Origin of the sequence: Paenarthrobacter sp. NPDC091711, from assembly GCF_044756605.1 — a bacterium.
Classification (GTDB): Bacteria; Actinomycetota; Actinomycetes; order Actinomycetales; family Micrococcaceae; genus Arthrobacter.
In genome coordinates this window covers 1-23,071 of the sequence record NZ_JBIVTF010000013.1, presented here as the reverse complement: position 1 = coordinate 23,071, position 23,071 = coordinate 1, and the positions used below count along the sequence as shown (strand labels likewise).

Genomic DNA, 23,071 nt, shown 5'->3' with positions numbered 1-23,071 from the left:
CATCCCATGAGGCTCCCATTCCTCGGGCAGACCGGTCATGGTCACCTGCGGCGAGTTGTTGTTGCCATGTACCTGGTGGCGTCCGTAATCTTTGCAACCGTCGCTTTTGCGCCGGCCGGCTTTGCTGCCACCGGTGATGCCACGGACAGTCCGGTCACCTGGGCTGTGACGCCCGCAGACGCAGAGGGCCCGGACGGTCGCTCGTGGCTGGAACTTGAACTTGACTCGGGAGCCAGTGCAAACGAACATCTGGCAGTAAGAAACCTCAGCGATCGCGACGTTACGTTTGCGCTGACGGCTGCTGATGGATATTTCACTCCAACAGGCCGTTTCAACATGCTCCCCGGTGACAAACAGTCGGTTGCTGCAGGGACGTGGATCTCCATGGACAAAACGGTCACCGTAGCGGCGGGAGGTACCGCCGTCGTGCCGTTCAAGGTGACGGTCCCGGACAACGCGACACCGGGCGATCATGCAGCGGGAATAGCTGCCTCTATCTACTCGCAGGGCGGCTCGGACGGGACGCAACTGGGCGTGGAAAGCCGCGTTGGGTTCCGTGTGATGACCCGGGTGAAGGGAGAGGTCAAAGCTGCACTGAGCGTGAAGGCAACCGCGAGCTACGATACGTCGTGGAATCCCCTGGAACCGGGATCCGCGGACCTTACCGTTGACCTGGAGAATACGGGCAATGTCCGCCTGTCGGTGGACCCCCGCGCAATGGTCAACGACGCCCAGTGGCCGGCTGCCGGGACCGAAGAAGCCAGAACTCTCGAGTTGCTGCCCGGGGACCGTCGAACCGTCAGCATCCACGTGCCTGGTGTGTGGCCGCTGGGCATCATGACTTTGCCGGTGACGGTTTCACAAGGGGTGATTGCCCCTGACGGTTCCACCCAAGCGCTGGATCCGGTGCAGGAAAGCGTGACTCTATGGGCGATTCCCTGGCCGCAGCTAGCCATCCTGGTTGCTTTGTTGCTTCTGTTTGCGGGCCTTTTCTGGGGGCGCAGGCGGCGGAAGAAGGAACTGGTCCGGCTGCTTGAAGAGGCCCGCGAGGCCGGGCGTAGGGAAGTGGGAACGCCCTGATTTCAAAGTGCGTCCATGCTCGGAAAAAAGAGCGGGAATGCAGCAAAATACCCTTGTCAAACCACTCATGTTTACGTAAACTTCTTGCAGTTCAATGTTTACGTGAACATTCACAGGAATATTGACCAAATCCGGCGACTTCCTGCTTCCACAAGCCCACACTTGAGCTATCTCAGAGTGCGCAGGCGGATGTTGGACAGTCACACGAAGAACCACGATCCAAAGGAGTAATCATGGCTATGAATCTTGGCCCGTTCCAGGCGGCGGAAGGCGCCGGTCCAGGACGGCGAACCTTCCTGAAGACTCTGGGAGTCGGGGCAGTCGCTGCAGCGGGCATCCCCATGTTGTCAGCCTGTACCGGCGGTTCAGCACCCACGTCCGGATCCACATCCAAGAGCCTCACCTTTGGCTCGGGTTCATCGGACGAAGTTCCCCGCGCTGCCTACAAGGCGGTAACGGACGCCTTCACGAAGAAGTCGGGCTTCGACGTGGTAACCAACGTGGTTCCCCACAACGACTTCCAGAACAAGATCAACTCCTACCTGCAGGGCAGCCCGGACGATTCCTTCACCTGGTTTGCCGGTTATCGGATGCAGTACTACGCAGAGAAGGGCCTGCTGGCTCCCGTCGACGACGTCTGGGAGAAGATCGGCGGCAATTTCTCCGACGCCATCAAGAAGGCTTCCACCGGACCTGACGGAAAAATGTACTTGGTCCCTAACTACAACTACCCGTGGGGCTTCTTCTACCGGAAGAGCTTCTGGGCCGAAAAGGGCTACGCAGTTCCGGCCACTTTCGACGAGCTGACCACCCTGGCTGCCAAGATGAAGGCCGATGGAATCAATCCGATCGGCTTCGCCGACAAGGACGGCTGGCCGGCCATGGGAACCTTCGACTACATCAACATGCGGCTCAACGGGTACCAGTTCCACGTCGACCTCACCGCGCACAAGGAAAGCTGGGATCAGAAGAAGGTCAGCGACGTCTTCGATACCTGGAAGGAACTCCTGCCGTTCCAGGACCCTGCGGCCCTGGGGCAGACCTGGCAGGATGCAGCCAAAGCCCTCGAAGCCAAGAAGACCGGTATGTATCTCCTGGGTTCATTCGTGACGCAGCAGTTCACGGATCCCACGGTACTGGCGGACATCGACTTCTTCCCGTTCCCGGAGATCGCCGTTGAAGGAACTGACGCCGTTGAGGCTCCGATCGATGGCCTGTTGCTGTCGAAGAAGGGTGGCGAGAATCAGGCGGCCCGTGACTTCCTTGCCTTTATGGGGAGTCCGGAAGGTCAGGACGCTTACGCGGCCGTAGATACTTCCAACATCGCAACAGTAAAGGGCGCTGACACGTCCAAGTACTCTGCCCTGAACAAGAAGTGTGCGGACACCATTGCGAACGCGAAGTACATCAGCCAGTTCCTGGACCGCGATGCGTTGCCGGCGATGGCCAATAACGTCATGATTCCGGCGCTTCAGTCCTTCATCAAGGATGGAAGCGTCGATGTGAAAAACCTGGAAGCGCAGGCAAAGTCGCTCTACGCGGCCCAGTAGCTTAAGGCTGCCCTGGCCATACGGTTGCTGGTCAAGCGGCCAGGCTTCCCGAGCAAGGGTCGGCCGCGGATCACACCGCGGCCGGCCAGTGCGCGACGAATACCAAAGGAATTCCCATGAGTACCACAGCCGAAAAACCGGCCTCCCCGAACAGCGGACCCCCCACAGGCGGTGCCCGCACAGGGACAGCACACGCCTCGCCGGCAAATGCCGGACGAAAGCGCAAGAAGTCCGGGCGGGTTCGTCGCCTAAGCCGTCGGGACAAAATCGTCCTTGGCATCATGGTCGGCCTTCCAACGCTCATTCAGCTGCTGTTCGTTTGGTTGCCCACTCTGGCCTCCATTGCACTGAGCTTCACGCGATGGAACGGTCTGGACGTGGCAGACATCAAGTCAGCCGGGACGGATAACTATGAGTTCATTAGCCAGAACTACCCCCCGTTCTGGCCGGCCATGCAGCACAACGTGCTGTGGCTGGCTTTCCTGGCGTTGATTGCAACGCCGCTGGGCCTTCTGCTCGCGGTGCTCCTGGACCAGAAGATCCGGGGGAGCAAAATTTACCAGAGCATCTTCTTCACGCCTGTCATGCTCTCCCTCGCATTGATCGGTATCATTTGGCAGCTCTTCTACAACCGCGACAGTGGTCTGCTGAACTTCCTGCTCGGGACGGCCGGCACACCCCAGGCAGTGGACTGGTTCGGCGACTCGAACGTCAACATCTGGGCTGCCATGATCGCAGCAACGTGGCGCCACGCGGGCTACGTCATGATCCTTTACTTAGCCGGCCTGAAGGGTGTGGACCCCGCGCTCAGGGAAGCTGCGTCGATTGACGGCGCCAACGCGGTTCAGACCTTCTTCCGCGTAGTCTTCCCCGCCATGCGCCCGGTCAACATCGTGATCGTGGTCATCACCATCATTGAGTCCCTCCGCGCCTTTGACATTGTCTACGTCATCAACCGCGGCACCAACGGTCTTGAACTGCTGAGCGCCTTGGTGATCCAAAACCTGATCGGTGAAGGACAAGTGATCGGCGTCGGTTCAGCGCTGGCCGTGGTACTTCTGGTGATTTCCTTGGTACCGATTGTCTTCTACCTCATCCGCACCTTCGGCAAGGAGAAAGAGGCATGAGCACCATCGCCCGCACCCTTCCTGTCCAGACCGGCAGGACCGGCAAGACCCGCAAACGCCACTATGGCACGCACATCTTCCTCATAGTTATGGCCGCGATTTGGCTGATACCGCTGCTCTGGTCGCTCTTTACGGCGCTCCGTCCCAAAGAGGACACCGACAAATACGGCTACTTCAGCTTCGGGGGCAGCTTCGGTTTCGAAAACTTCGTCCAGGCCTGGAACCAGGGAGGATTCTCGAAGTACTTCCTGAACTCGGTCCTGATCACGGTTCCCACCGTCCTGCTGACGCTTCTCTTCGCGTCCATGATGGCTTTCGCAGTATCGCGGGTGAGCTGGAAGTTCAACATCACGCTGCTGATCATGTTCACCGCAGGTAACCTTCTGCCACCGCAGGTCCTTGCAGCGCCGTTGTTTGAGATGTTCAAGCATGTTTCCTTGCCGTACTCAATCAGCGACTCCGGGAACCTGCTCAATACCTACATAGCCGTCATCATCGTGGACACTGCTTTCCAGATCGGCTTCTGCACCTTCGTGCTCTCCAATTACATGAAGGCCCTTCCGCAAGACCTGACCGAAGCTGCTTTGGTGGATGGCGCTGGTATCTGGCGGCAGTACTGGAACATCATCATGCCACTCTGCCGTCCGGCACTCGCGGCTTTGGGTACATTGCAAGTCATCTTTATCTACAACGACTTCTTCTGGCCGTTGCTATTCATCCAGAGCGGTGACAGGCTGCCGATCACCACCGCCATCAACAACCTTCAGGGGCAGTTCTTGAGCAACTACAACCTGATTGCGGCTGGTGCCATGATCACCCTGATTCCCACCATGATCATCTACCTGGTCCTGCAACGACAGTTCGTGGCTGGGCTTACCTTGGGAGCCAGCAAGGGGTAGCAGTAATGAACGGCGTAGCTGCGGGGGAGGGTCAGCCCTTGTCCGCAGCTACTCGCTTTTTCCGGGCTGACGGACGCGCACTGACCGCGGGAGCCGCAGTGCTTTTGCGCACCACCATGCTGGTGGGCACAATGGTGAAATTATCTACCGAACGTGTGCCCGCAATTTGCTGAAGCAGGTTTTCGATGCTGAGGCGGCCCACTGCGTAGAAGTCCTGATGGATGGTGGTCAGAGGCGGCCAGAAGGACGTGGACTCGTCCAGGTCGTCGAATCCCACAACGCTGACATCTTCCGGAATGCTCCGGCCCTGTTCATGCAAGGCGCGCATGGCACCCAGGGCCATTTGGTCATTGGCGGCAAAGATGGCGGTCACATCCGGGTTGCCTGCGAGCTCCCGGCCGATTTGGTAGCCGGATTCGGTGGACCAGTCGCCATGGAGGACCGGAGGGGCCTCAATACCGGCTTCTTCCAATGTGCGCTTCCACGATTCTTCCCGGTGCGTGGCCGAGAAGGACGTTGTGGGTCCACCAATATGCCACACCTGTTGGTGGCCAAGGTCAAGCAGGTGCTGCGTGGCGAACCGTGCACCCTGGGCCTGGTCGGTATCCACCATGGGATAGCCGAAACCGGCGTTGGAATCGATCACCACGGCCGGGAGGTCCTCAGGGAGGGTTATGTCAGCTTCGTCCAAGAGATGGGCCTCGAAGATAACGACGACGCCGTCCACTTGCTGTTCCCGCAGCCTTTCGTAGGCTCCGGATACGGTTCCGGTGGTGGGATCCTGGACGGGAATGAGCGTCACGGAATAGCCAGCCTGCGAGGCAGCCGTGGCGATGGCGTCCAGGGTACGCATGTTCCCGAAGCTGGAAAGAGTGAACATGATGACGCCGATGGATTTGAACTGGCCGCTCTTGAGCGCACGCGCGGCCCTGTTGGGTCGGTAGCCGAGTTCCTTCATGGCGTCGAGGACCCTGTTCTTAGTGGATTCTTCGACGTTGGTGAGTCCGTTGGAAACCCGGGAAACGGTCTGGGCGGAGACGCCGGCGGCCTTTGCCACGTCCCCGATGGACGGTCCCCTGGTGGCGCGCTTCTTGGGCGCAGGCTTCACGGATTCCTCGGGCGGGACCGCCTGAGCCTTGATGGTTGTGTTCTCCTGATCCATGTTCACCTCAACAGGTTACTTGCAATCGCTGCCTATTAGCGTGAGTAACAGCCCGAACGACGGAGGTGTCCAGTGGCCGTCGACGTGTGGTTAACCGGCCGGTGCGGCCGTGCTTTTGCGCACGACGAGGCTCGTTGGCACGGTTGTGACGCCGCTCGCCGGACTGTTTCCGGCGATCTGCTGAAGCAGCTTTTCTATGCTGAGCCGACCCACCGAATGGAAGTCTTGACGGATGGTGGTCAGGGGAGGCCAGAAGGACGTAGATTCCTCGAGGTCATCGAATCCAACGATGCTGACATCGTCCGGAATGCGGCGTCCAAGTTCATGAAGAGCTCGCATTGCCCCAAGGGCCATCTGATCATTCGCAGCGAAGATTGCCGTGACTTCGCGATTTCGGCCCATTTCCATTCCCACCCGATAGCCGGATTCGGTGGACCAATCGCCATGGAAGACAGAGGGCGCTTGGATGCCTGCCTCGTCCAGTGTCCGTCTCCAGGACTTTTCCCTATGCATGGCCGAAAAGGACGATACTGGCCCCCCGATGTGCCAGACCTGCTGGTGGCCAAGATCCAAGAGGTGCCTGGTAGCAATCCGGGCGCCTTCAGCCTGGTCCGTGTCAACCATCGGATACCCGGACCCGGGCGTGGAGTCGATGACAACGGCGGGAAGGTCCTCTGGCAAGGTCATGTCCTCGCGATCGAACAGGTGTGCTTCGAAGATGATGACCACCCCATCCACCTCCTGCTCGCGGAGCCGGTTGTAGGCACCTGTCACTGTTCCTGTGGTGGGATCGTGGAGGGGTATCAGGGTCACCGAGTAGCCCGCCTGTGACGCGGCAGTGGCAATGGCATCCAAAGTACGCCGGTTGCCATTGGTCGAGAGATTGAACAGGATGACGCCGATGGATTTGAATTGGCCGCTCTTGAGTGCCCGGGCGGCCCTATTGGGCCGGTAGCCCAGTTGCTTCATGGCATCAAGGACCCGCTGCTTGGTCTTTTCTTCAACATTCGTCAATCCGTTTGATACGCGGGACACAGTCTGGGCGGAGACGCCGGCTGCCCGCGCTACATCTGCTATTGACGGGCCACGAAGGGCTCGGGAGTTTCTGAGCGGAGGCGGACCGCTACTCTTCGTCCTGTCGACCGGCCTCTTATTCTCCGTTGCATCCCCTTGTATGTTCACCTAAACATGCTAATCTTCTTTCAAGAATGTTTGCGTAAACATAGCGAGAAGAGAAGAAACTATCATGACAACGACGTCGCCCGTGGCCGACGCCCTACCCTTGGTCCGAACCCGGAAACGCGCAGGACGATGGATGGGGTGGGCCTTCGTTGGCCCGTTCATGGCTGTCTTCCTGCTGGTATTCGTGGCGCCCGTGCTCTACGCGTTCTATTTGAGCCTCTTCCAGAACCAAATGGTGGGCGGCGACAAGTTCGTTGGGGGAGCCAACTATCTTCAGGCGCTCGCGGATCCTCAATTCTGGGACTCCGTGATCAGGGTGGCCGTCTTCCTGGTGGTCCAGGTCCCCATCATGCTGTTCCTGGCCCTGTTCGCAGCGCTGGCCCTGGACAGCGGCCGTCTCCGCGCGTCGTCGTTCTTCCGTATCTCGGTGTTCCTCCCATACGCAGTCCCGGCAGTAGTGGCCACGTTGATGTGGGGATTCATCTACGGCCCGCGGTTTGGCCTGTTCGGCAGCATCAACGACTTCTTAGGTTTGAACCTTGCCGAGCCCCTTTCCTCGAGTTGGATCCTCGCCTCGATCGGAAACATCAACACCTGGGAGTTCACCGGGTACAACATGCTGATCTTCTATTCGGCCCTGAAGGTCATCCCTGCGGAACTGTACGAAGCAGCAAACCTTGACGGAGCAGGCACGTTCCGGGTGATCCGGAGCATCAAGCTTCCCTCCATCCGCGGCGCAATCGGCATAGCGAGCATCTTCTCGGTCATTGGCAGCTTCCAGTTGTTCAACGAGCCGAACATCCTCAAGGCGCTGGCGCCGAACTCCATCAGCTCCTACTTCACGCCCAATATGTATGCCTTCAACCTCTCGTTCGCAGGCCAGCAGTTCAATTACGCCGCGGCGATCTCCATCATCATGGGCGTCCTCACCGTGGTGGTCGCCTACGTCGTCCAAATTTCCGGCTCGCGAAAGGATGCCTAGCCCATGTCCGTACGTTTGAGCCCAGCCCATTCCAGCGAAACCTCGCCCGAACCGTCACCGGTTGCGAGGCCTCGGCGATCACCTGCACCCAGGTTGAACACCCGCCGGCACGGCGTCACCCGGAAGCGCTCGTCCGTTCTGCTCACCATCCTGATGGGGGTCATGGCGGTGTATGCACTGCTTCCCTTGTTCTGGCTCGTGGTCAATTCCACCAAGACACAGACTTCCCTTTTCGGCTCGTTCGGCCTGTGGTTCTCCGGGGACTTCGCTCTGTGGGACAACATTGTGGGCACCCTGACCTACAACGACGGCGAATTCCTGCGCTGGCTTGCCAACACCGTTCTCTACGTGGTGGTGGGCGCTGGCGGTGCAACATTTCTTGCCACCCTGGCAGGTTATGGACTGGCCAAATTCGAGTTCCCCGGCAAGCGTGGCGTCTTTGCGGTTGTCCTCGGCGCAGTGGCCATCCCCGGAACTGCCTTGGCTGTCCCCACCTTCCTGATGTTCAGCCAACTGGGACTCACCAACACCCCGTGGTCCGTCATCATCCCGTCCCTGATCAGTCCGTTCGGGCTCTACCTCGTGTGGATCTACGCAATCGAGTCCGTGCCAACGGAAGTACTGGAGGCAGCCCGCATGGACGGGGCGGGGGAGTTCAGGACCTTCTTCACCATCTCGCTAAGAATGCTGGCACCGGGCTTCATCACCGTCCTCCTGTTCACCGTGGTGGCCACGTGGAACAACTACTTCCTCCCCTTGATCATGTTGAGCCAATCAACCTGGTACCCGCTCACCGTGGGGCTCAACAGCTGGAACGCCCAAGCGACCACGGCCGGAGGCGAGGCCATCTACAACCTCGTTATCACCGGATCACTGCTCACCATCGTGCCCATCGTGGGGGCGTTCCTCTTCCTCCAGCGCTTCTGGCAGTCGGGACTGTCTGCCGGAAGCGTCAAGTAATAAGGCCCGACGACGGCGACCTCCCGCCGTCGTGCATCTCCCACATCGCATCTGAAAGGCACTCATTCAATGAAGAACAACCATCGCTTCCGGCGGGTGGCCACTGCCGCCCTGGCGGCCAGCCTCCTGGTAGGCGGCCTCGCCGCCTGCAGTAGCTCCGGAACCACCGCAAACGCCGGGGCCGAAGGCGCCAGTGCCAAGGACATCGCCAAGGCGCTGGACACGGAGACCACCCTCACGGTGTGGGGCTGGGCTCCGCAGCTCGAGCCGATCGTAGAGGCCTTCGAGGCCAAGTACCCCAAGGTCCACGTCAACCTGGAAAACGTGGGAACGGGCAACGCCCACTACACCAAGCTGCAGAACGCGGTTAAGGCCGGAAGCGGTGCTCCGGACGTTGCACAGATCGAATACAACGCCCTGCCCCAGTTCGCGCTGTCCGACGCTTTGGTGGACCTGAAGGAATTCGGCGCCGAGGAACTCAAGGACAACTACACCGAGTCCACGTGGGGGTCCGTGAACCTCAACGGTGGCGTCTACGCCCTCCCGCAGGACTCCGGCCCCATGGCCATGTTCTACCGTGCGGACGTCTTCGAAAAGCACGGCATCAGCATCCCCACCACCTGGGATGAGTACATTGAAGCCGGCAAGAAGCTCCACGCCGCGGATCCCAAGGCTTACATCACCAGTGACAACGGCGATGCCGGCTTCACCACCAGCATGATCTGGCAGGCCGGCGGCAAGCCCTACACGCTGGACGGAAGCACCAAAGTAGCCGTTGATCTCCAGGATGAAGGCGCCAAGAAGTGGACCGGCACCTGGAACCAGCTGCTCAAGAACGATCTCCTCTCGCCCGTCACCAGCTGGAGCGACGAATGGTACAAGGGCCTCTCGGACGGAAGCATCGCCACGCTGATCATCGGCGCATGGATGCCCGCAAACCTCGAATCGGGTGCGGCAGGCGCCAGCGGTCAGTGGCGGGTAGCCCCAATGCCGACCTACGAGAAGGGCGCAGCCGCAACGGCTGAGAACGGCGGCGGTGGCGACGCCGTACTGAAGCAGAGCAAGAACAAAGCTGCTGCCTACGGCTTCCTCCAGTTCGCCAACGGCCCTGAAGGATCCAAGATCCACGCTGCAAACGGTGGCTTCCCCTCCACCAAGGCTGATCTTGAGAGCGAATCGTTCCTGAACGCTGAAAACGCCTACTTCGGTGGCCAGAAGATCAACGAGGTCCTGGTCCAGGCTTCCAAGGACGTGGTTCCGGGGTGGAGCTACCTTCCGTTCCAGACCTACGCCAACAGCATCTACAGCGACACCGTTGGCCAGGCCTACGGTTCCAAGGGCGATCTAAATGATGGCCTCAAAGCCTGGCAGGATGCCACGGCCAAGTACGGCCAGCAGCAAGGCTTCACCGTTACCACCAAGTAAGACGTGGCGCGGGTCCAGGGTCACCCCCTAGGCCCTGGACCCCGCTCCACCATTCCAGATTGGATTTCCCCTATGCCAACCTTCACCATCGGCGAGCAGGACTTCATGCTCGACGGTCAGCCCCATCGGATTCTCTCCGGCGCTTTGCACTACTTCCGCGTCCATCCGGATCAGTGGGCGGATCGGATCCGGAAGGCCCGGCAAATGGGGCTCAACACCATCGAGACTTACATTCCGTGGAACGCCCACGCTCCGTCCCCGGAGGTCTTCGACACCTCGGATGGCTTGGACCTTGGCCGTTTCCTGGACCTGGTGGCCGCTGAAGGGATGCACGCGATTGTTCGCCCTGGGCCATACATTTGTGCGGAGTGGGACAACGGGGGCCTTCCCGCCTGGCTGTTTGACCGCGGCGCTGCGGCCATCCGAGCCGATGATCCCGTGTATATGGCAGCCCTCACCGAGTATCTCGAGAAACTCGCACCCATCCTGGTTCCGCGTCAGATAGATGCCGGCGGCCCGATCATTCTGATCCAGATCGAGAACGAATACGGAGCTTACGGCGCCGACCGGTTCTATCTGGAGAAGCTCGTGAAGGTCAACCGTGAAATCGGTCTGACCGTTCCGTTCACCACGGTTGACCAACCCCAGGACGACATGCTGGCCAACGGCAGCCTGCCGGAATTGCACAAGACAGGGTCTTTCGGTTCCCGTTCAGCAGAGCGGCTTGAAACACTTCGCCGCCACCAACTCACCGGGCCCCTCATGTGCTCGGAATTCTGGGTGGGCTGGTTCGATCACTGGGGCGCCCACCACCACACCACCACCGTGGAGCAGTCCGCCAACGATCTGGATGTGCTGCTGGAGCTTGGCGCGTCGGTCAATATCTACATGTTCCACGGTGGCACCAACTTTGGATTCACCAACGGCGCAAATGACAAGGGCGTCTACCAGCCGATCGTCACCAGCTACGACTACGACGCTCCGTTGGACGAAGCCGGAAACCCGACGCCGAAGTACTGGGCCTTCCGCGAGGTCATTTCCAAATACACACACCTCGACGACGACGACGTTCCGGCGCCGCCCCAGCTTGGCTCGGCACTGTCCGTAAATCTGAGGCAATCACTGCCGCTGTGGGATTGCCTGGACCGGCTCGGGAAGTGGACCTCGCACGAGGGAATCCGCTCCCACGACGAGCTGGGCCACTACTCCGGTTTCACTCTCTATCGCAGAGGAATCGAAGTGTCCGGTCCCGCTGTGCTGGAGTTCGACGAAGTACGTGACAGGGCGCAGGTCTTCCTGAACAGGGTGCCGGTGGGAATCCTCTCCCGGGATCACCATGAAAGGTCCCTGGCGCTGCCCCATGACGCGGTTGGCACTCTGGAAATCCTCGTGGAGGACCAAGGACGCGTGAACTACGGTCCCCGTTTGGGGGAGTCGAAGGGCCTGATCGGAAATGCCCGGATCAACGGAGAAACTCTGTGGAACTGGGACATCCTTCCCTTGGAACTCGACGACGCAGTCCCGGTCTCAGCGGCGTTGGAGGAACAACCCTCCCTTGCTGACATGCCGGTGTCCGGGCCGGTCTTTGCCCACGGGACTTTTGACCTCCCCGGGGGTGGCGATACCTTCCTTTCCACCAAGGGCTGGACCAAAGGAGTGGTGTGGATCAACGGCTTCTGCCTGGGGCGGTACTGGTCCCGAGGACCGCAGGCCACGCTTTACGTTCCAGGCTCCCTCCTGCGGAAGCACGGCAACACCATCACCGTGCTCGAACTCCAAGCAGCCACCCACAGCTCCGTTTCCTTCGTGGCCAGCCACGATCTTGGCCACACGGAGTTCTGAGATGCCACTGACTCAAGCAACAAGGACTGGCATTGCCGCTCCGACCGGCCGGCAGTTCCGGATTTCCGCGGAGCCGGGGACGGATGGCCGCGTGGTCTCGGCAGTCATCACTGAGCTCGGCGGCACCATCCGCAGCCTCACAGTGGACGGCGAGCCGTTGATCGAGGAGTTTCCCGAGCTCGGTCTCCCCAAACATTGCGAGGGGGAGATTCTCATTCCATGGCCCAACAGGGTCCGGGATGGGCGCTGGTCGCATGACGGGAAAGACCTCCAGCTGGCCATCAGCGAACCCGAGCGCGGGAACGCCATTCATGGCCTGGTCAGGTTGCGTCCCCACACGTTGGTTTGCCGGTCCGCCAGCGAGCTGACGCTACAGGTTCGGATTTACCCGAGCGAAGGCTACCCGTTCGCTGTGGACGTGGAGACCACGTATTCGGTATCCCTGCAGGGGCTGACGGTCACCCACGCGCTGACCAACAAGTCAGCCACGCCCGCCCCTGCGGCCATTGGTTCACACCCTTACATGCGGCTTGGTGCTACACCCACGCAGGACGTTTCCTTGACCATCAACGCTGCCTCTTATGTGGTGGTGGATGAGCGTCTGAATCCCGTGGGCACGTCCGCTGTTTCCGGGACGCCCATGGATCTGTCCGCAGGGCCCAAGGTGGGTTGGCTGCAACTGGACACAGCATTCCTCGATCTCACCCCGGCGCCGGACGGAAAGTACCGGCACCTCCTTGAGGCACCGAATGGAGACGCCGTGGAGGTCTGGGGCGATGCCAACTATCAGTACGCGCAGGTGTACACCACCACGAGCTATCCAGCGGGAGGTCACCGGACCGCTGTAGCGGTGGAACCCATGACGGCGCTCCCCAATGCATTCAACTCCGGGGCCGGCCTGCGCTGGCTTGAACCGGGGGAGGAGTGGATCTCAACCTGGGGTATTTCACACCGGATCGGACGCGCACAGGGCAACCACCACAGAGGAGAGAACTGACCATGGCATGGCTAGTAACAGGAGGAGCCGGCTACATCGGCTCCCACGTAGCCCAAGCACTCATGGACGACGGCCACGATGTGGTTGTCATCGATGACCTGTCCAGCGGCAAGCGCGGATTTATTCAGGAAGGCGCAACGTTCGAGCAGGGATCACTGCTGGATACCGAATTCCTCAAAGAAGTATTTGAACGCCACGACGTATCAGGCGTAATCCACTTGGCGGGTTTCAAGTACGCCGGGGTATCGGTTGAATGGCCGCTTCACACCTATTTCCAGAACGTCACCGGTACGGGAAACCTTTTGGCTGCCATGGAAACGGCCTCTGTGCGGGCGATCGTCTTCTCCTCCAGCGCCGCCGTTTATGGAAACACCGACGTGGATTTGGTGACTGAATCCACGCCCACCAGGCCGGAATCTCCCTACGGCGAATCCAAGCTCATTGGTGAATGGCTCATCGCAGACCAATCGCGGGCAACGGGTCTGCGGCATACATCGCTCCGGTACTTCAATGTGGTGGGTTCCGGGATCCCGGAAGTGGTGGATGTCAGCCCGCACAACCTGTTCCCCTTGGTCTTCCAAGCGTTGAAGGATGGCGCAACGCCAAGGATCTTTGGTACGGCATACGCCACGCCGGACGGCAGCTGCGTCAGGGACTACGTCCACGTTGCCGACGTGGCCGCGGCCCACGTGGAAGCTGCCCGGAAACTGCAAGAGGGCGTTGACCTGGAGCCCGTCTACAACCTGGGCAGCGGTACCGGGGTATCCGTTCGCCAGATCATGACTGAAATGGCCTCTGTCACCGGGATTCAGTTTGCTCCACAAATTTGCGCAGCCCGGCCCGGCGATCCTGCCCGGATCGTCGCTTCCGGCGAGCTGGCACGCCGCGACATCGCTTGGGAACCGAGGCATACGCTCCGGGACATGATCTCCAGCGCCTGGGCGGCAGCCGGGAACCAGAAGTTATCCACCCACTAGCACTGCAACGCACTATCTCAAAGGAACATCATGATCGAGGCGCCTGAACTTTTGGCCACCATCACGGCTACCAGCAAGTCCACCATGGAGAACAACCTCAACGCCGCCATCCAGGCTGCGGAGCAGCGTGCTCGCGTTGAGGGCCGCTGCGGGATCCTGGTCACGCGGCTGGATTATGGGTCCTACACGGTGGAGCTCTCACCGGATGTGCCCTACGGCTACACCTATGAGAAGCAGAAAGCCTGAGCCTCTGACATCGGGGCGTAACCACGGTTTTTTACGTAGAACTGCCGCATGTGCACAGGGACATGGGGCATCTTCAGAGGATGGAATAAGAGTGACGACACGTGGGACGGGCCTCCACAGGGCCGTGCGGCAAAGCATGCGCAGCGAAGCCCGCTCCGCGGGGGTCCGCCGACCCTTTGCCCGTTTTCGAACGGCGGACTCGGCCAGGATCCTGTTGTCCTGCGTCCTCGTGGCTTTTAGTTTCGCGCTCGGCTTCACGCCGAGTTGGGCTTCCGAGATCAACGGCTCCGATATCCAGCTGAACGTTGAGATGGCGCCGCGCGCTCAATGCGGCGGTCAGTGCGGTACTGGCGGACTCCCCGTCACCGGCATAGATCCCCTTGGAGCCCTCATTGCTGCCGGGCTCTGCGGAGGGGTCGGCATGGCCCTCCTGCTCATCGGTCGGGAGCGCCCCGCCACCCGGCAGAAGCGTGCTTAGACTCTTGTCGAACGGCCTGAATACGTGTAAGTTTACGTAAACATTCCGGATAATAATGCATAGATTCGCCCGCACCAGTTGCTTGCATGCGCACAGCCGCGCGTCGATCAGCTTGCTCGCCCAACCTCGAGGCAACCGACTTTCGGGCGGGGAGGGCGAAGTTACGCCGAACTGGATTCCGTATTACGAGCACGGAGTCCGCCCTGGCGCTTTCCTTTACCGACACCTGGATATGAATCTCCCGCATCCCCGTACCAAGGAGCAGGACGATGAGCAAGGCGAGTTTGATCGCAAGAATCTCGGCAGCAGCCGCAGGCACTGCCCTGCTGGCTGGCGTGGCCGGAGCCGCCATGGCTGAGGAAAACCATGGCGACCAAGACGTCGACGTGAACGTAGCAATTGCCCAGATCGATGAGCCTGGAATCCTGGCCATGAGCGTGGCGGGCACCACGGCCACGCTGACTGAAACCGGCTCCACTCCCACCGTCCGCCAGTTCACGGGGTCACTGCCGACCGTAACGGTAACTGATACGCGATTGCCGGATCAGATCCCGGCCGGGGCAGGCTGGTATGTCATCGGTACATCAACCGACTTCACGGGAGCCGCGGGCCAGCCGGCGATCGGAGCCGGACACCTGGGTTGGTCTCCCTCGCTGATTGACGGTGGTGAATCGGGACAGGTCGCCGAGGGCGACGTTGTGGAGACGGTGATGGATTCGGGCCCTGATGCGGTTGGCCTGGTGGACCAGGAATTGCTCGCCCTTGCCCTGGACTCCGCCGCGATTGCGCCTGAAGGTCAGTGGACCGCAACAGCGGGCCTGTTCCTGCGGACGTCGGCTACCGTCGCGCCAGGCGATTACACCGCTAACCTGACATTGTCGCTGTTCGAATAGACGCGTTGTTGGTCCGGCTCCTTGGTGGAGCCGGACCATTGTGCGTCCAGCCCCTTATCTCAGTGTCGCTGCGTGGGGTGAGTATGCAAAAGTTGCAGGGAAATGTCCTGTCTGACGAGTAAAGGAGCACGAATTGATTCCCGAAATAGCTGGACTTCCACCCGTCGAATGGACCTCATCGCCCAGCCACGCGAGCTACGACGAAGCCGAGGGAACACTTACCCTTACGGCCGCGCCCGGCGTGGACTGGTCCAACGATTCGCTCGGGGGAGAACAGCAGCACAGGGCCTCAGCCCTGGCATTCACGGCGCCTACGTCCTTCTCGCTGTCGGCAAGGGTCTTGGTTGCCTCGCCGCGGACAACGTTCGACGCCGGTGTGCTGGCTTTGTGGGCGGACAACGACCACTGGGCCAAGCTCTGCTTCGAATACTCTCCGCAAGGGGAGGCCATGGTGGTCAGCGTAGTGACCAACACCTACTCGGACGACTCGAACGGTCCCGTGGTGACCAGCCCCTGGGTCTACTTGCGGGTCAGCCGGGTGGGACCCGCCTGGGCGTTCCACTCGTCAACTGACGGGCAGGACTGGTCCTTTGTCCGGTTGTTCCGGCTGGATACGGACAAAGCAATCCGTGTTGGGTTCATGTCTCAGGCGCCCATGGGGGACAGTTGCGAAGCACGATTCGACAGCATCGAATTGAAGGAAGAACCTCCGGCTGACCTACGGGACGGGAGCTAGAGCGGGCAACACGCCAGCAGCTCGGGGCGATACGGAGGGCCTGTGGATATCCAGATGCTTGGATAAACCAAACAAGGTAGGTTGGCATGGTGATTTCCTCCGTAAAAACTGCCATTGACCGCGCCCCCGGAGTCTCCAAGGAGATCGAGGACGCGGCGTGGTATGTGCTGGGTCCGGCGCTTCACGGAAGACCCTCGGCGCTGGACGGCAGGACGTTGACGTGGACCGCAGATGCGGCGGGCGAGCTTCTGGAAAGGCTCGAACGCGGGGTGGAGGACTCCAAAGCCCCCATGATGACCAACCTGCGGCAGAACCTCGAAGGCGCGTCCCGGGAGGCCAAGCTGCTGGCCGTGGAACTGCTGTTCCTGCAGTCATTGCCGCTCGCGCATGAGGTCAAGTCACTCAGGGTCAAGCGCGCCCGAGTCGCTGAGGCTGCCTCCTGGGTTGGGCCAGCCATCGAGCTGCCGGAAGAGCTATACCAAGGCATGACGGACCACGGTGTGATTCGTGACCGCACCGCAGAGTTCAACTGGACCATTTGGGATCACCTGAAATGGCTGTGCCGCTTTGTGGCCCACGTGGACAGCCAAAGCACAGCCACCATCAACCAGGCGCTCGCGGATCCGCTGAAGTTCCACGAACTCGCCGTCGCCACACCTGAGGATCAGCCTGCCCTGCGCCGCAGCATCGAGTACTTGGTGTGGCCGAGCTACTTCGAGCCCGTGGTGGCGGATGTTGAACGCCAGGAGATCCGGGACGCCTTTGCTTCTCTCGTGGGCGGCGCCAAAGGTGATACGGATGAGGACATCACCGCGGACATCCACCGGATCCGCCTGCACTTGGACGAGCAAGCGGGACAGCGCATCGATTGGTACGCCCGCCAACTGGTGAGCCAGTGGCGCAAGGTGGGAGATCCGGGCCGCCGGTCCTGGCTCCTGCGAACCCATCATGACAATGCGGACCTCCTTGCCGCCTGGGTGGCTGAAGAGAAGGCCACCTTGGACGTGGAACACCTGCGCTCCCTCACCGCAGGCGTCACGGCAGGCGTGGTTCAGCATGCAGTTGATGAGGATTACAAACACCTCGGCTACGTGGAACGCGAAGACACCAAAACGGCTGTTTTCGCCTTCCTGACAGTCATGAAGCCAGGCGACCTCACGCTGTACCAGCATGCCGGCCGGGTCAGGGTTGGTGTGGTCCTTGGTGAACCCGAACACCATGAGGACAACAGGCGGATCCGTCGCAAGGTCCGCTGGTTCGATGACAGCTACGCCATCCCGGAACTTCCCCGCCATGCCCAGCGGCAGCTGTCCACCCCTGGCATCCTCGTGGACGTCACCAGGGTCATTCAGGCATTGCAGGAACTGCTCCCGGTCGAAGCCGAAACCGATGGCGAGGACGAAGCGCCGCCCACCACCGTCGTCGAGGTTGTCCAGCAAGGTTTCCGGCCCCTGACGGAAGAGTTCGCGGCGTCCTTGCACATGGACCTTGAACCGCTCAAGGAAATCTCCGAACTGCTGGAGGAGAACCGCCAACTGGTTCTTTACGGTCCGCCGGGAACCGGCAAGACCTACCTGGCCAAGCACCTGGCCGCCGAGCTGGCCGGTGACCACACTGACGAGCGGGTGAAGCTGGTGCAGTTCCACCCGTCCTACGCCTACGAGGACTTCTTCGAGGGCTACCGGCCGGACAAGACTGATGACGGCCAGGTGTCCTTCAAACTCGTGGCCGGCCCGCTGCGGCGGCTCGCGGAGGAAGCAGCCAAGCCGGAGAATGCGCACAAACCGTACTTCCTGATCATCGACGAAATGAACCGCGCCAATCTGGCCAAGGTCTTCGGCGAGCTCTACTTCCTCCTGGAGTACCGGGATGACCGCATCTACCTCCAGTACAGCCCCAACGAACCCTTCAGTTTGCCGGATAACCTCTACATCATCGGCACCATGAACACTGCGGACCGCTCCATTGCCATGATGGACGCAGCCATCCGCCGCCGTTTCGCGTTCATCGAGCTGCACCCCAAAGAAGAGCCAATCCGCGGCACACTGCGCCGCTTCCTCGAAGCCCGGGGGCTGGACACCCTTAATGCAGATCTCCTGGACGCGCTCAACGACGCCATTGACGACTGGGACCGGGACCTGATGATCGGGCCGTCCTATTTCATGAAGAATGCGGCCCAGAACCCCACTGGATTGCGCCGCATCTGGAAGTACGAGCTCATGCCTTTGCTGGAGGAGCACTACCACGGGCAGCTGAACCGGGCGCAGTTGGAGGAACGCTTCGGCCTGGAACAGTTGCTGGGACGACTTGCAGCCCGCTAAAGCCATCCCGCCCAGGCCGGGCCGGGCGCCCGCCAGTGCCCGCACGGGACCGGTGAACATGGGACCGCGGCACCTTGTCATGGACGAGCTCTCCCGCGGGGTGGTGGAAAAACTTGATCCAGCCTCTGCCGCGTTCATTAACACCAGCGGGCTTGCCAAGGCCTCGCCCATGGGGATGGGCCTCTACCGGATCGAACCCGTGGGCAAGGTGGGCTCAGTGCGGACCAGTACTGTGCAGCTCGAAGTCCGGCCCAAGGACCGTCTGGGCCTCAACCGGCTCCTCTTCCTGCTCAGCTACGCCGGAGAGCAGGGCTTCCGTGATCACTCGGTGGAGGCCGTGGAGCACCCGGATCTGTGGAGCGCACTGGCCGAATCCCTCGCTCAGTTGGCAGATAAGGCGCTGAGCCGTGGCGTCCTGCAGGGCTATCTCACCGTGGAAGAATCCCTGCGGACCGTCAAGGGGCGCATTCGGATCTCGGACCAGATTTCCCGACGCCCGGGGATGATGGTGCCGCTGGAAGTCTCCTACGACGAATTCACGGAGGACATTGCTGAGAACCGCATCCTCCGCGCGGCCTTGGAGCGGATGGGCCAGGTTCCCGGCGTCCGGCCGGATGTCCTGAGCCGCTTGCGGCAGCTCAAGGGAAAGCTCGACGCCGTCACCCGGCTCCAGTCCGGAGCGCCCCTGCCGCCGTGGCGGGCCAGCAGGATGAACCTCAGGTACCACCCCGTGCTGCGCCTGGCCGAGGTGATCCTTCGCAACGCCTCCGCCGAGGCCGGCGAGGGCAAGCAGCAAACCGCGTCCTTCGTGGTGGACATGGGCCAGGTGTTCGAGGAATTCGTTGGGACCGCGTTGCGCAGCGCCATGAGTGCCCACCCGGGAGAGATGCGCCTCCAATATGGCGCGCACCTCAATGAGGCAGTCCGGGACTCCGATCGCCTGACCGTTCGTCCGGATGCCGTGCATTTCCTGGGTGGGCGTCCCGTGGTGGTCTATGACTCCAAATACCAGGCGGCCTCCGACGCCGGCGCGTCCTTGAGCGCCGACCATTACCAGTTGCTGGCGTACTGCACAGCCCTTCGGGTACCCACCGCCTGGCTTGTCTACGCTGGTCCGGGTGAAGTAAAGCTGCGCCGGATTCTCAACACGGACATCGACATTGTGGAGTACCCGCTGGACCTGTCCCTGCCGCCGTCGGAAATCCTGGCCGCGGTGGCTGACCTGGCCGAGCAGTCCTGGGGCGAAGTAGTACGCCAGGCTGTGGCGGGTCGCCCGACGTCGGACTAGCCTGATACGTAAATCGTCACTGGAGGAGGCACTATGGGCCGCAAGAAATCATGGCGCGATATGACCAAAGGCCAACGGATCATGCTGTTGGTCAGCGGTGCCATCAACCTGGCCTTGTTGGGCGCTGCGCAGCGAAGCCTCGGCAAGACTCCTGACGATCAGATCAGGGGCAAGAAGGCGATCTGGCGTGCTGTTTCCTTCATCAACTTCTTCGGGCCGGTGAGCTACTTCCTGTTCGGCCGCCGTCGGGACGCGGAAATGGGCGCAACTAAACGCTGACGTTCACGAGGGCATCTTCACCGTGAACGTGGTGCCCCGGCCTGGTTCGCTTTCCAAGGTGATGGTTCCGCCATGCGCTTCAACAATGGCTTTGCTGATGGGCAGCCCAAGCCCGACGCCGGGGATGGCGCTTTTGCGTACGCCGCCGGCGCGGAAGAACTTGGTGAAAGCCTCGGCCTGTTCTTCCTCGTTCATGCCCATACCGGTATCGGTGACCCGGCAGAAAATGAAGTCCTGATCCTCCCAGGCCGCTACTTCCACATCCCCGCCGTCGGGGGAGTATTTGATCGCGTTGGACACCAAGTTGTCCAGCACCTGGGCAATCCGTGATGAGTCGAGGTGGGCTTCGAGGGCGTCGGGAAGATCCACGGAGAGCCGGATGCCGGCCTTGGCCGCGCGGGGCTCTGCGGAGTTGACGCTGCCCCGCACCAGCTCGGCTACGTCCACGGTATGTGGCTGGATGACGATCTGCCCTGACCGCACGGCCAGCAGGTCCGAGACGAGGGTCAACAGCCTCTCGGCGTTGCGTCTGACGATATCCAGCTGTTGACGCGCTCTGGCGTCGAGGGCGTTCGGATCATCCAAGATCAGCTCGACGTAGCCAAGGATGGACGTCAGCGGGGTACGGAATTCATGGGAGACGTTGGCAACGAAGTCGTCTTTTGCAGCCAACGCGTTCACCAAGTCAGTGACGTCACTGAAGACCACCACCGAGCCGGCAAACTTCCCGGCTTCGGCCACCATGGGGCGTGCGCTGGCGGTGAAGGCGCGTTGATCGCTTCCTGTGCCCAACCACACCAGTTGGTCGGTGAACCTTTCGCCGAGGACTGCACGACGCACCGGCCTGCGGTCCGCATCCAGTGGGGTGGTCCTGTCGACGTCGAAGATCAGCAGCTGGGATTCGTTGGGGTCCTGGTTGTCCGGGGGAGTTGCCAGGGCGTGCGTTTGGCGTTGGCGGCGGTTCATGAGGATGTCATGGCCATCGCCATCAACCGCCACCACGCCCAGAGGCAGGGCTTCCATGACGGCGTTGAGGAGCCGTTCCTGCTTGGTGCTGACGCTCAGGGCTTCCTTGAGTGCCTCGTCTTTCTGCTCCAAGGCACGTTGCTGGCGCACCATGCTCAAGGTCAGGACGCTGACGGAAACACCGATGCCCAGCATGAGGATGGGGAAGAGGAGTGGCTTGGTGAAGTCTTGTTCGCTGAGGGTTCCCCTCACGAACAGGGGAACCCAGACGATCCCCAACGGTCCCACGAAGGACATGGCAATGGCGAGCTTCGGGTACAACCCCGAGGCGCATAGCCAGATGACCGGCAGCACCACCAGGACACTGAGGCCCGTGATGGACTCCACTGCACCCTCACGGGCGAAGCCGATGGAGACCATGTCCAGTACGGGGATGATGAGGAAGGAGGCGAAGGGGAGCCTGTGCCACGGCACAATGATGCACGCTGCCAGGAGGAAAGCCTGGCTCAGCAGGAAAATGAGGAACAGCGGATTCTGAAGTGTGGCCGGGAAATACAGCCAGACCAGGATGGCTGAAATGCAGACACAGACAGATAACGGCAATTGGCTGAGGACAACACGCATACGCAGGGTATGTTCGTGGAAAGAGCGCCTAAAAACCAACAATTGCTTCTTTTCACCAATGTCCCACGTCGAAGGCTGGGTCATGGCACATCCACCAAAGACGCGGAAGAAAGTCGGTTCATGAGATCAGCCTAACCATAATGGATATACTTCTGAGGTTATCGAAGGGGCTGAGGGGCAGCGATGAGTGAAGCACGTGTGGGGCTGGTCATTGAAGATGACCAGGATATCCGCGAATTGGTACGCGTAGTTCTATCCCAGGCGGGATTTGATGTGCATGTAGCGTCCACCGGATCCGCAGGTGTGACGTCGGCCCGTGAGCTGAATCCGGACGTTATTACGTTGGATCTGGGCCTCCCCGATATTGATGGTTTTGAGGTTGCTCGCCAGATCCGGAAATCCTCGGACGCCTACATCATCATGTTGACGGCCCGCGCTGAAGAGCTGGACACCCTGATGGGTCTGGAAGCGGGCGGCGATGATTACCTCACCAAGCCGTTCCGGCCCCGGGAACTGCGCGCCCGTGTTGAAGCGATGATGCGAAGGCCGCGCGCGTCGTCGGACTCCAAGAGCGTTCCGGAAGCAGCGGACCCCGAGGTGAGCCACAACGGCTTGGCCGTCTCGGCCGGCTCCCGCACCGCCGTCCTGAACGGCACCGAGCTCAAGCTGACCCGGACGGAGTTCGATCTCCTGCTTGCGCTGTTGGAGACCGGACGGATTGTGCGGACCAAGGCAGATCTCGCGCGTCGCCTCCGCAACGAACCGTACGACGTCGGCAGTTACGTCAGCGACGCCGACGAACGCGCCGTTGAGGTACATATGGGAAATCTTCGCAAGAAGCTCGGCGACAGCATTCAGGCGCCGCGCTGGCTCGAGACGGTCCGCGGTGTGGGCTACCGGCTCGCACCGGCCTCAAGCAACTAAACCGACCCAACTGGGTAGCAGTTCAGGTCGTTCTGAGCGCGCTGAATCATGCGGTGATCGCAACACCTGAATATTGAAGGGTGTCGATTGCCATGGTGAAGTTCACGAATCGTTTGGTCGCTGAGGTTGTTCA

Annotated in this window: 21 protein-coding genes; 18 read left to right on the top strand and 3 right to left on the bottom strand. The window is 60.9% G+C overall.

Going from position 1 to position 23,071, the window contains the following annotated elements; translation table 11 throughout:
* Positions 1-6 precede the first annotated feature (6 nt).
* The 4 genes from ACIQH5_RS17370 to ACIQH5_RS17355 all read left to right on the top strand — a co-directional run bounded on the left by ACIQH5_RS17370 (position 7) and on the right by ACIQH5_RS17355 (position 4,656).
* On the top strand, positions 7-1,080 hold the full coding sequence (locus ACIQH5_RS17370; RefSeq protein ID WP_400405736.1) for a WxL protein peptidoglycan domain-containing protein: 1,074 nt from the start codon (positions 7-9) through the stop codon (positions 1,078-1,080).
* Between the two features lie 233 nt (positions 1,081-1,313).
* Positions 1,314-2,630: an ABC transporter substrate-binding protein gene (locus tag ACIQH5_RS17365; RefSeq protein ID WP_400405733.1), complete on the top strand. Its 1,317-nt coding sequence runs from the start codon at positions 1,314-1,316 to the stop codon at positions 2,628-2,630.
* A gap of 116 nt (positions 2,631-2,746) precedes the next feature.
* Positions 2,747-3,757, top strand: coding sequence for a carbohydrate ABC transporter permease (locus ACIQH5_RS17360; protein ID WP_400405730.1), 1,011 nt, complete (start codon positions 2,747-2,749; stop codon positions 3,755-3,757).
* On the top strand, positions 3,754-4,656 hold the full coding sequence (locus tag ACIQH5_RS17355; protein WP_400405728.1) for a carbohydrate ABC transporter permease: 903 nt from the start codon (positions 3,754-3,756) through the stop codon (positions 4,654-4,656). Before ACIQH5_RS17360 ends, ACIQH5_RS17355 begins: the two co-directional genes overlap by 4 nt.
* 31 nt (positions 4,657-4,687) lie before the next feature.
* Here ACIQH5_RS17355 and ACIQH5_RS17350 read toward each other — a convergent pair whose 3' ends face one another.
* Both ACIQH5_RS17350 and ACIQH5_RS17345 read right to left on the bottom strand, forming a co-directional pair.
* Positions 4,688-5,818, bottom strand: coding sequence for a LacI family DNA-binding transcriptional regulator (locus ACIQH5_RS17350; RefSeq protein WP_400405913.1), 1,131 nt, complete (start codon positions 5,816-5,818; stop codon positions 4,688-4,690).
* 90 nt (positions 5,819-5,908) lie between these two features.
* Positions 5,909-6,895, bottom strand: a complete 987-nt coding sequence (locus tag ACIQH5_RS17345) for a LacI family DNA-binding transcriptional regulator (protein ID WP_400405911.1) — start codon at positions 6,893-6,895, stop codon at positions 5,909-5,911.
* A 169-nt stretch (positions 6,896-7,064) separates the two neighbouring features.
* Between ACIQH5_RS17345 and ACIQH5_RS17340 the strand changes: the two genes are divergently transcribed.
* The 13 genes from ACIQH5_RS17340 (at position 7,065) to ACIQH5_RS17280 (ending at position 20,424) form a co-directional block, all read left to right on the top strand.
* A complete protein-coding gene (locus ACIQH5_RS17340; RefSeq protein ID WP_400405725.1) occupies positions 7,065-7,982 on the top strand; it encodes a carbohydrate ABC transporter permease in 918 nt (305 codons plus the stop codon).
* Between the two features lie 3 nt (positions 7,983-7,985).
* Positions 7,986-8,942 (top strand): carbohydrate ABC transporter permease, encoded by a 957-nt coding sequence (locus ACIQH5_RS17335; RefSeq protein WP_400405722.1) that lies wholly within the window; start codon positions 7,986-7,988, stop codon positions 8,940-8,942.
* Between the two features lie 69 nt (positions 8,943-9,011).
* Positions 9,012-10,367 (top strand): ABC transporter substrate-binding protein, encoded by a 1,356-nt coding sequence (locus ACIQH5_RS17330; protein WP_400405720.1) that lies wholly within the window; start codon positions 9,012-9,014, stop codon positions 10,365-10,367.
* A 72-nt stretch (positions 10,368-10,439) separates the two neighbouring features.
* Positions 10,440-12,209, top strand: coding sequence for a beta-galactosidase (locus ACIQH5_RS17325; protein WP_400405718.1), 1,770 nt, complete (start codon positions 10,440-10,442; stop codon positions 12,207-12,209).
* 1 nt (position 12,210) lies between these two features.
* The gene (locus ACIQH5_RS17320; protein ID WP_400405716.1) at positions 12,211-13,206 is read left to right on the top strand and encodes an aldose 1-epimerase family protein; all 996 of its coding nucleotides are present in this window, start codon (positions 12,211-12,213) and stop codon (positions 13,204-13,206) included.
* A 2-nt stretch (positions 13,207-13,208) separates the two neighbouring features.
* Positions 13,209-14,183 carry a UDP-glucose 4-epimerase GalE gene (gene galE / locus ACIQH5_RS17315; protein ID WP_400405714.1) on the top strand — a complete coding sequence of 325 codons (975 nt, stop codon included), beginning with the start codon at positions 13,209-13,211 and terminating at the stop codon, positions 14,181-14,183.
* 30 nt (positions 14,184-14,213) lie between these two features.
* Positions 14,214-14,429 carry a hypothetical protein gene (locus ACIQH5_RS17310; RefSeq protein ID WP_400405712.1) on the top strand — a complete coding sequence of 72 codons (216 nt, stop codon included), beginning with the start codon at positions 14,214-14,216 and terminating at the stop codon, positions 14,427-14,429.
* A gap of 91 nt (positions 14,430-14,520) precedes the next feature.
* On the top strand, positions 14,521-14,907 hold the full coding sequence (locus ACIQH5_RS17305; RefSeq protein WP_400405710.1) for a hypothetical protein: 387 nt from the start codon (positions 14,521-14,523) through the stop codon (positions 14,905-14,907).
* A gap of 269 nt (positions 14,908-15,176) precedes the next feature.
* Positions 15,177-15,800 carry a hypothetical protein gene (locus ACIQH5_RS17300; RefSeq protein WP_400405707.1) on the top strand — a complete coding sequence of 208 codons (624 nt, stop codon included), beginning with the start codon at positions 15,177-15,179 and terminating at the stop codon, positions 15,798-15,800.
* A 133-nt stretch (positions 15,801-15,933) separates the two neighbouring features.
* Positions 15,934-16,536, top strand: a complete 603-nt coding sequence (locus ACIQH5_RS17295; RefSeq protein WP_400405705.1) for a DUF1349 domain-containing protein — start codon at positions 15,934-15,936, stop codon at positions 16,534-16,536.
* A gap of 86 nt (positions 16,537-16,622) precedes the next feature.
* Positions 16,623-18,857 (top strand): McrB family protein, encoded by a 2,235-nt coding sequence (locus tag ACIQH5_RS17290; protein WP_400405703.1) that lies wholly within the window; start codon positions 16,623-16,625, stop codon positions 18,855-18,857.
* Positions 18,858-18,936: 79 nt separating this feature from the next.
* A complete protein-coding gene (locus ACIQH5_RS17285) occupies positions 18,937-20,145 on the top strand; it encodes a restriction endonuclease (protein ID WP_400405910.1) in 1,209 nt (402 codons plus the stop codon).
* Positions 20,146-20,178: 33 nt separating this feature from the next.
* Complete coding sequence (locus ACIQH5_RS17280) at positions 20,179-20,424, top strand: PLDc N-terminal domain-containing protein (protein WP_400405700.1); 246 nt, start codon at positions 20,179-20,181, stop codon at positions 20,422-20,424.
* 3 nt (positions 20,425-20,427) lie between these two features.
* On the opposite strand, the gene ACIQH5_RS17275 is transcribed toward ACIQH5_RS17280, so the two are convergent.
* Complete coding sequence (locus tag ACIQH5_RS17275; RefSeq protein ID WP_400405697.1) at positions 20,428-22,098, bottom strand: sensor histidine kinase; 1,671 nt, start codon at positions 22,096-22,098, stop codon at positions 20,428-20,430.
* Positions 22,099-22,197: 99 nt separating this feature from the next.
* Here ACIQH5_RS17275 and ACIQH5_RS17270 point away from each other — a divergent pair, with 99 nt between their 5' ends.
* Positions 22,198-22,938 (top strand): response regulator transcription factor, encoded by a 741-nt coding sequence (locus tag ACIQH5_RS17270; protein WP_400405694.1) that lies wholly within the window; start codon positions 22,198-22,200, stop codon positions 22,936-22,938.
* Positions 22,939-23,071 lie beyond the last annotated feature (133 nt).

What these genes read in the sequence shown, in the direction of transcription:
- ACIQH5_RS17320 (WP_400405716.1), top strand. Translation starts at nt 12,211, where the DNA reads ATGCCACTGACTCAAGCAACAAGGACTGGCATTGCCGCTCCGACCGGC.
- ACIQH5_RS17285 (WP_400405910.1), top strand. Translation starts at nt 18,937, where the DNA reads ATGGACGAGCTCTCCCGCGGGGTGGTGGAAAAACTTGATCCAGCCTCT.
- ACIQH5_RS17270 (WP_400405694.1), top strand. Translation starts at nt 22,198, where the DNA reads ATGAGTGAAGCACGTGTGGGGCTGGTCATTGAAGATGACCAGGATATC.
- ACIQH5_RS17355 (WP_400405728.1), top strand. Translation starts at nt 3,754, where the DNA reads ATGAGCACCATCGCCCGCACCCTTCCTGTCCAGACCGGCAGGACCGGC.
- ACIQH5_RS17340 (WP_400405725.1), top strand. Translation starts at nt 7,065, where the DNA reads ATGACAACGACGTCGCCCGTGGCCGACGCCCTACCCTTGGTCCGAACC.
- ACIQH5_RS17310 (WP_400405712.1), top strand. Translation starts at nt 14,214, where the DNA reads ATGATCGAGGCGCCTGAACTTTTGGCCACCATCACGGCTACCAGCAAG.
- ACIQH5_RS17330 (WP_400405720.1), top strand. Translation starts at nt 9,012, where the DNA reads ATGAAGAACAACCATCGCTTCCGGCGGGTGGCCACTGCCGCCCTGGCG.
- ACIQH5_RS17350 (WP_400405913.1), bottom strand. Translation starts at nt 5,818, where the DNA reads ATGGATCAGGAGAACACAACCATCAAGGCTCAGGCGGTCCCGCCCGAG.
- ACIQH5_RS17280 (WP_400405700.1), top strand. Translation starts at nt 20,179, where the DNA reads ATGGGCCGCAAGAAATCATGGCGCGATATGACCAAAGGCCAACGGATC.
- ACIQH5_RS17365 (WP_400405733.1), top strand. Translation starts at nt 1,314, where the DNA reads ATGGCTATGAATCTTGGCCCGTTCCAGGCGGCGGAAGGCGCCGGTCCA.
- galE (WP_400405714.1), top strand. Translation starts at nt 13,209, where the DNA reads ATGGCATGGCTAGTAACAGGAGGAGCCGGCTACATCGGCTCCCACGTA.
- ACIQH5_RS17335 (WP_400405722.1), top strand. Translation starts at nt 7,986, where the DNA reads ATGTCCGTACGTTTGAGCCCAGCCCATTCCAGCGAAACCTCGCCCGAA.
- ACIQH5_RS17360 (WP_400405730.1), top strand. Translation starts at nt 2,747, where the DNA reads ATGAGTACCACAGCCGAAAAACCGGCCTCCCCGAACAGCGGACCCCCC.
- ACIQH5_RS17325 (WP_400405718.1), top strand. Translation starts at nt 10,440, where the DNA reads ATGCCAACCTTCACCATCGGCGAGCAGGACTTCATGCTCGACGGTCAG.
- ACIQH5_RS17300 (WP_400405707.1), top strand. Translation starts at nt 15,177, where the DNA reads ATGAGCAAGGCGAGTTTGATCGCAAGAATCTCGGCAGCAGCCGCAGGC.
- ACIQH5_RS17275 (WP_400405697.1), bottom strand. Translation starts at nt 22,098, where the DNA reads ATGACCCAGCCTTCGACGTGGGACATTGGTGAAAAGAAGCAATTGTTG.
- ACIQH5_RS17370 (WP_400405736.1), top strand. Translation starts at nt 7, where the DNA reads ATGAGGCTCCCATTCCTCGGGCAGACCGGTCATGGTCACCTGCGGCGA.
- ACIQH5_RS17290 (WP_400405703.1), top strand. Translation starts at nt 16,623, where the DNA reads ATGGTGATTTCCTCCGTAAAAACTGCCATTGACCGCGCCCCCGGAGTC.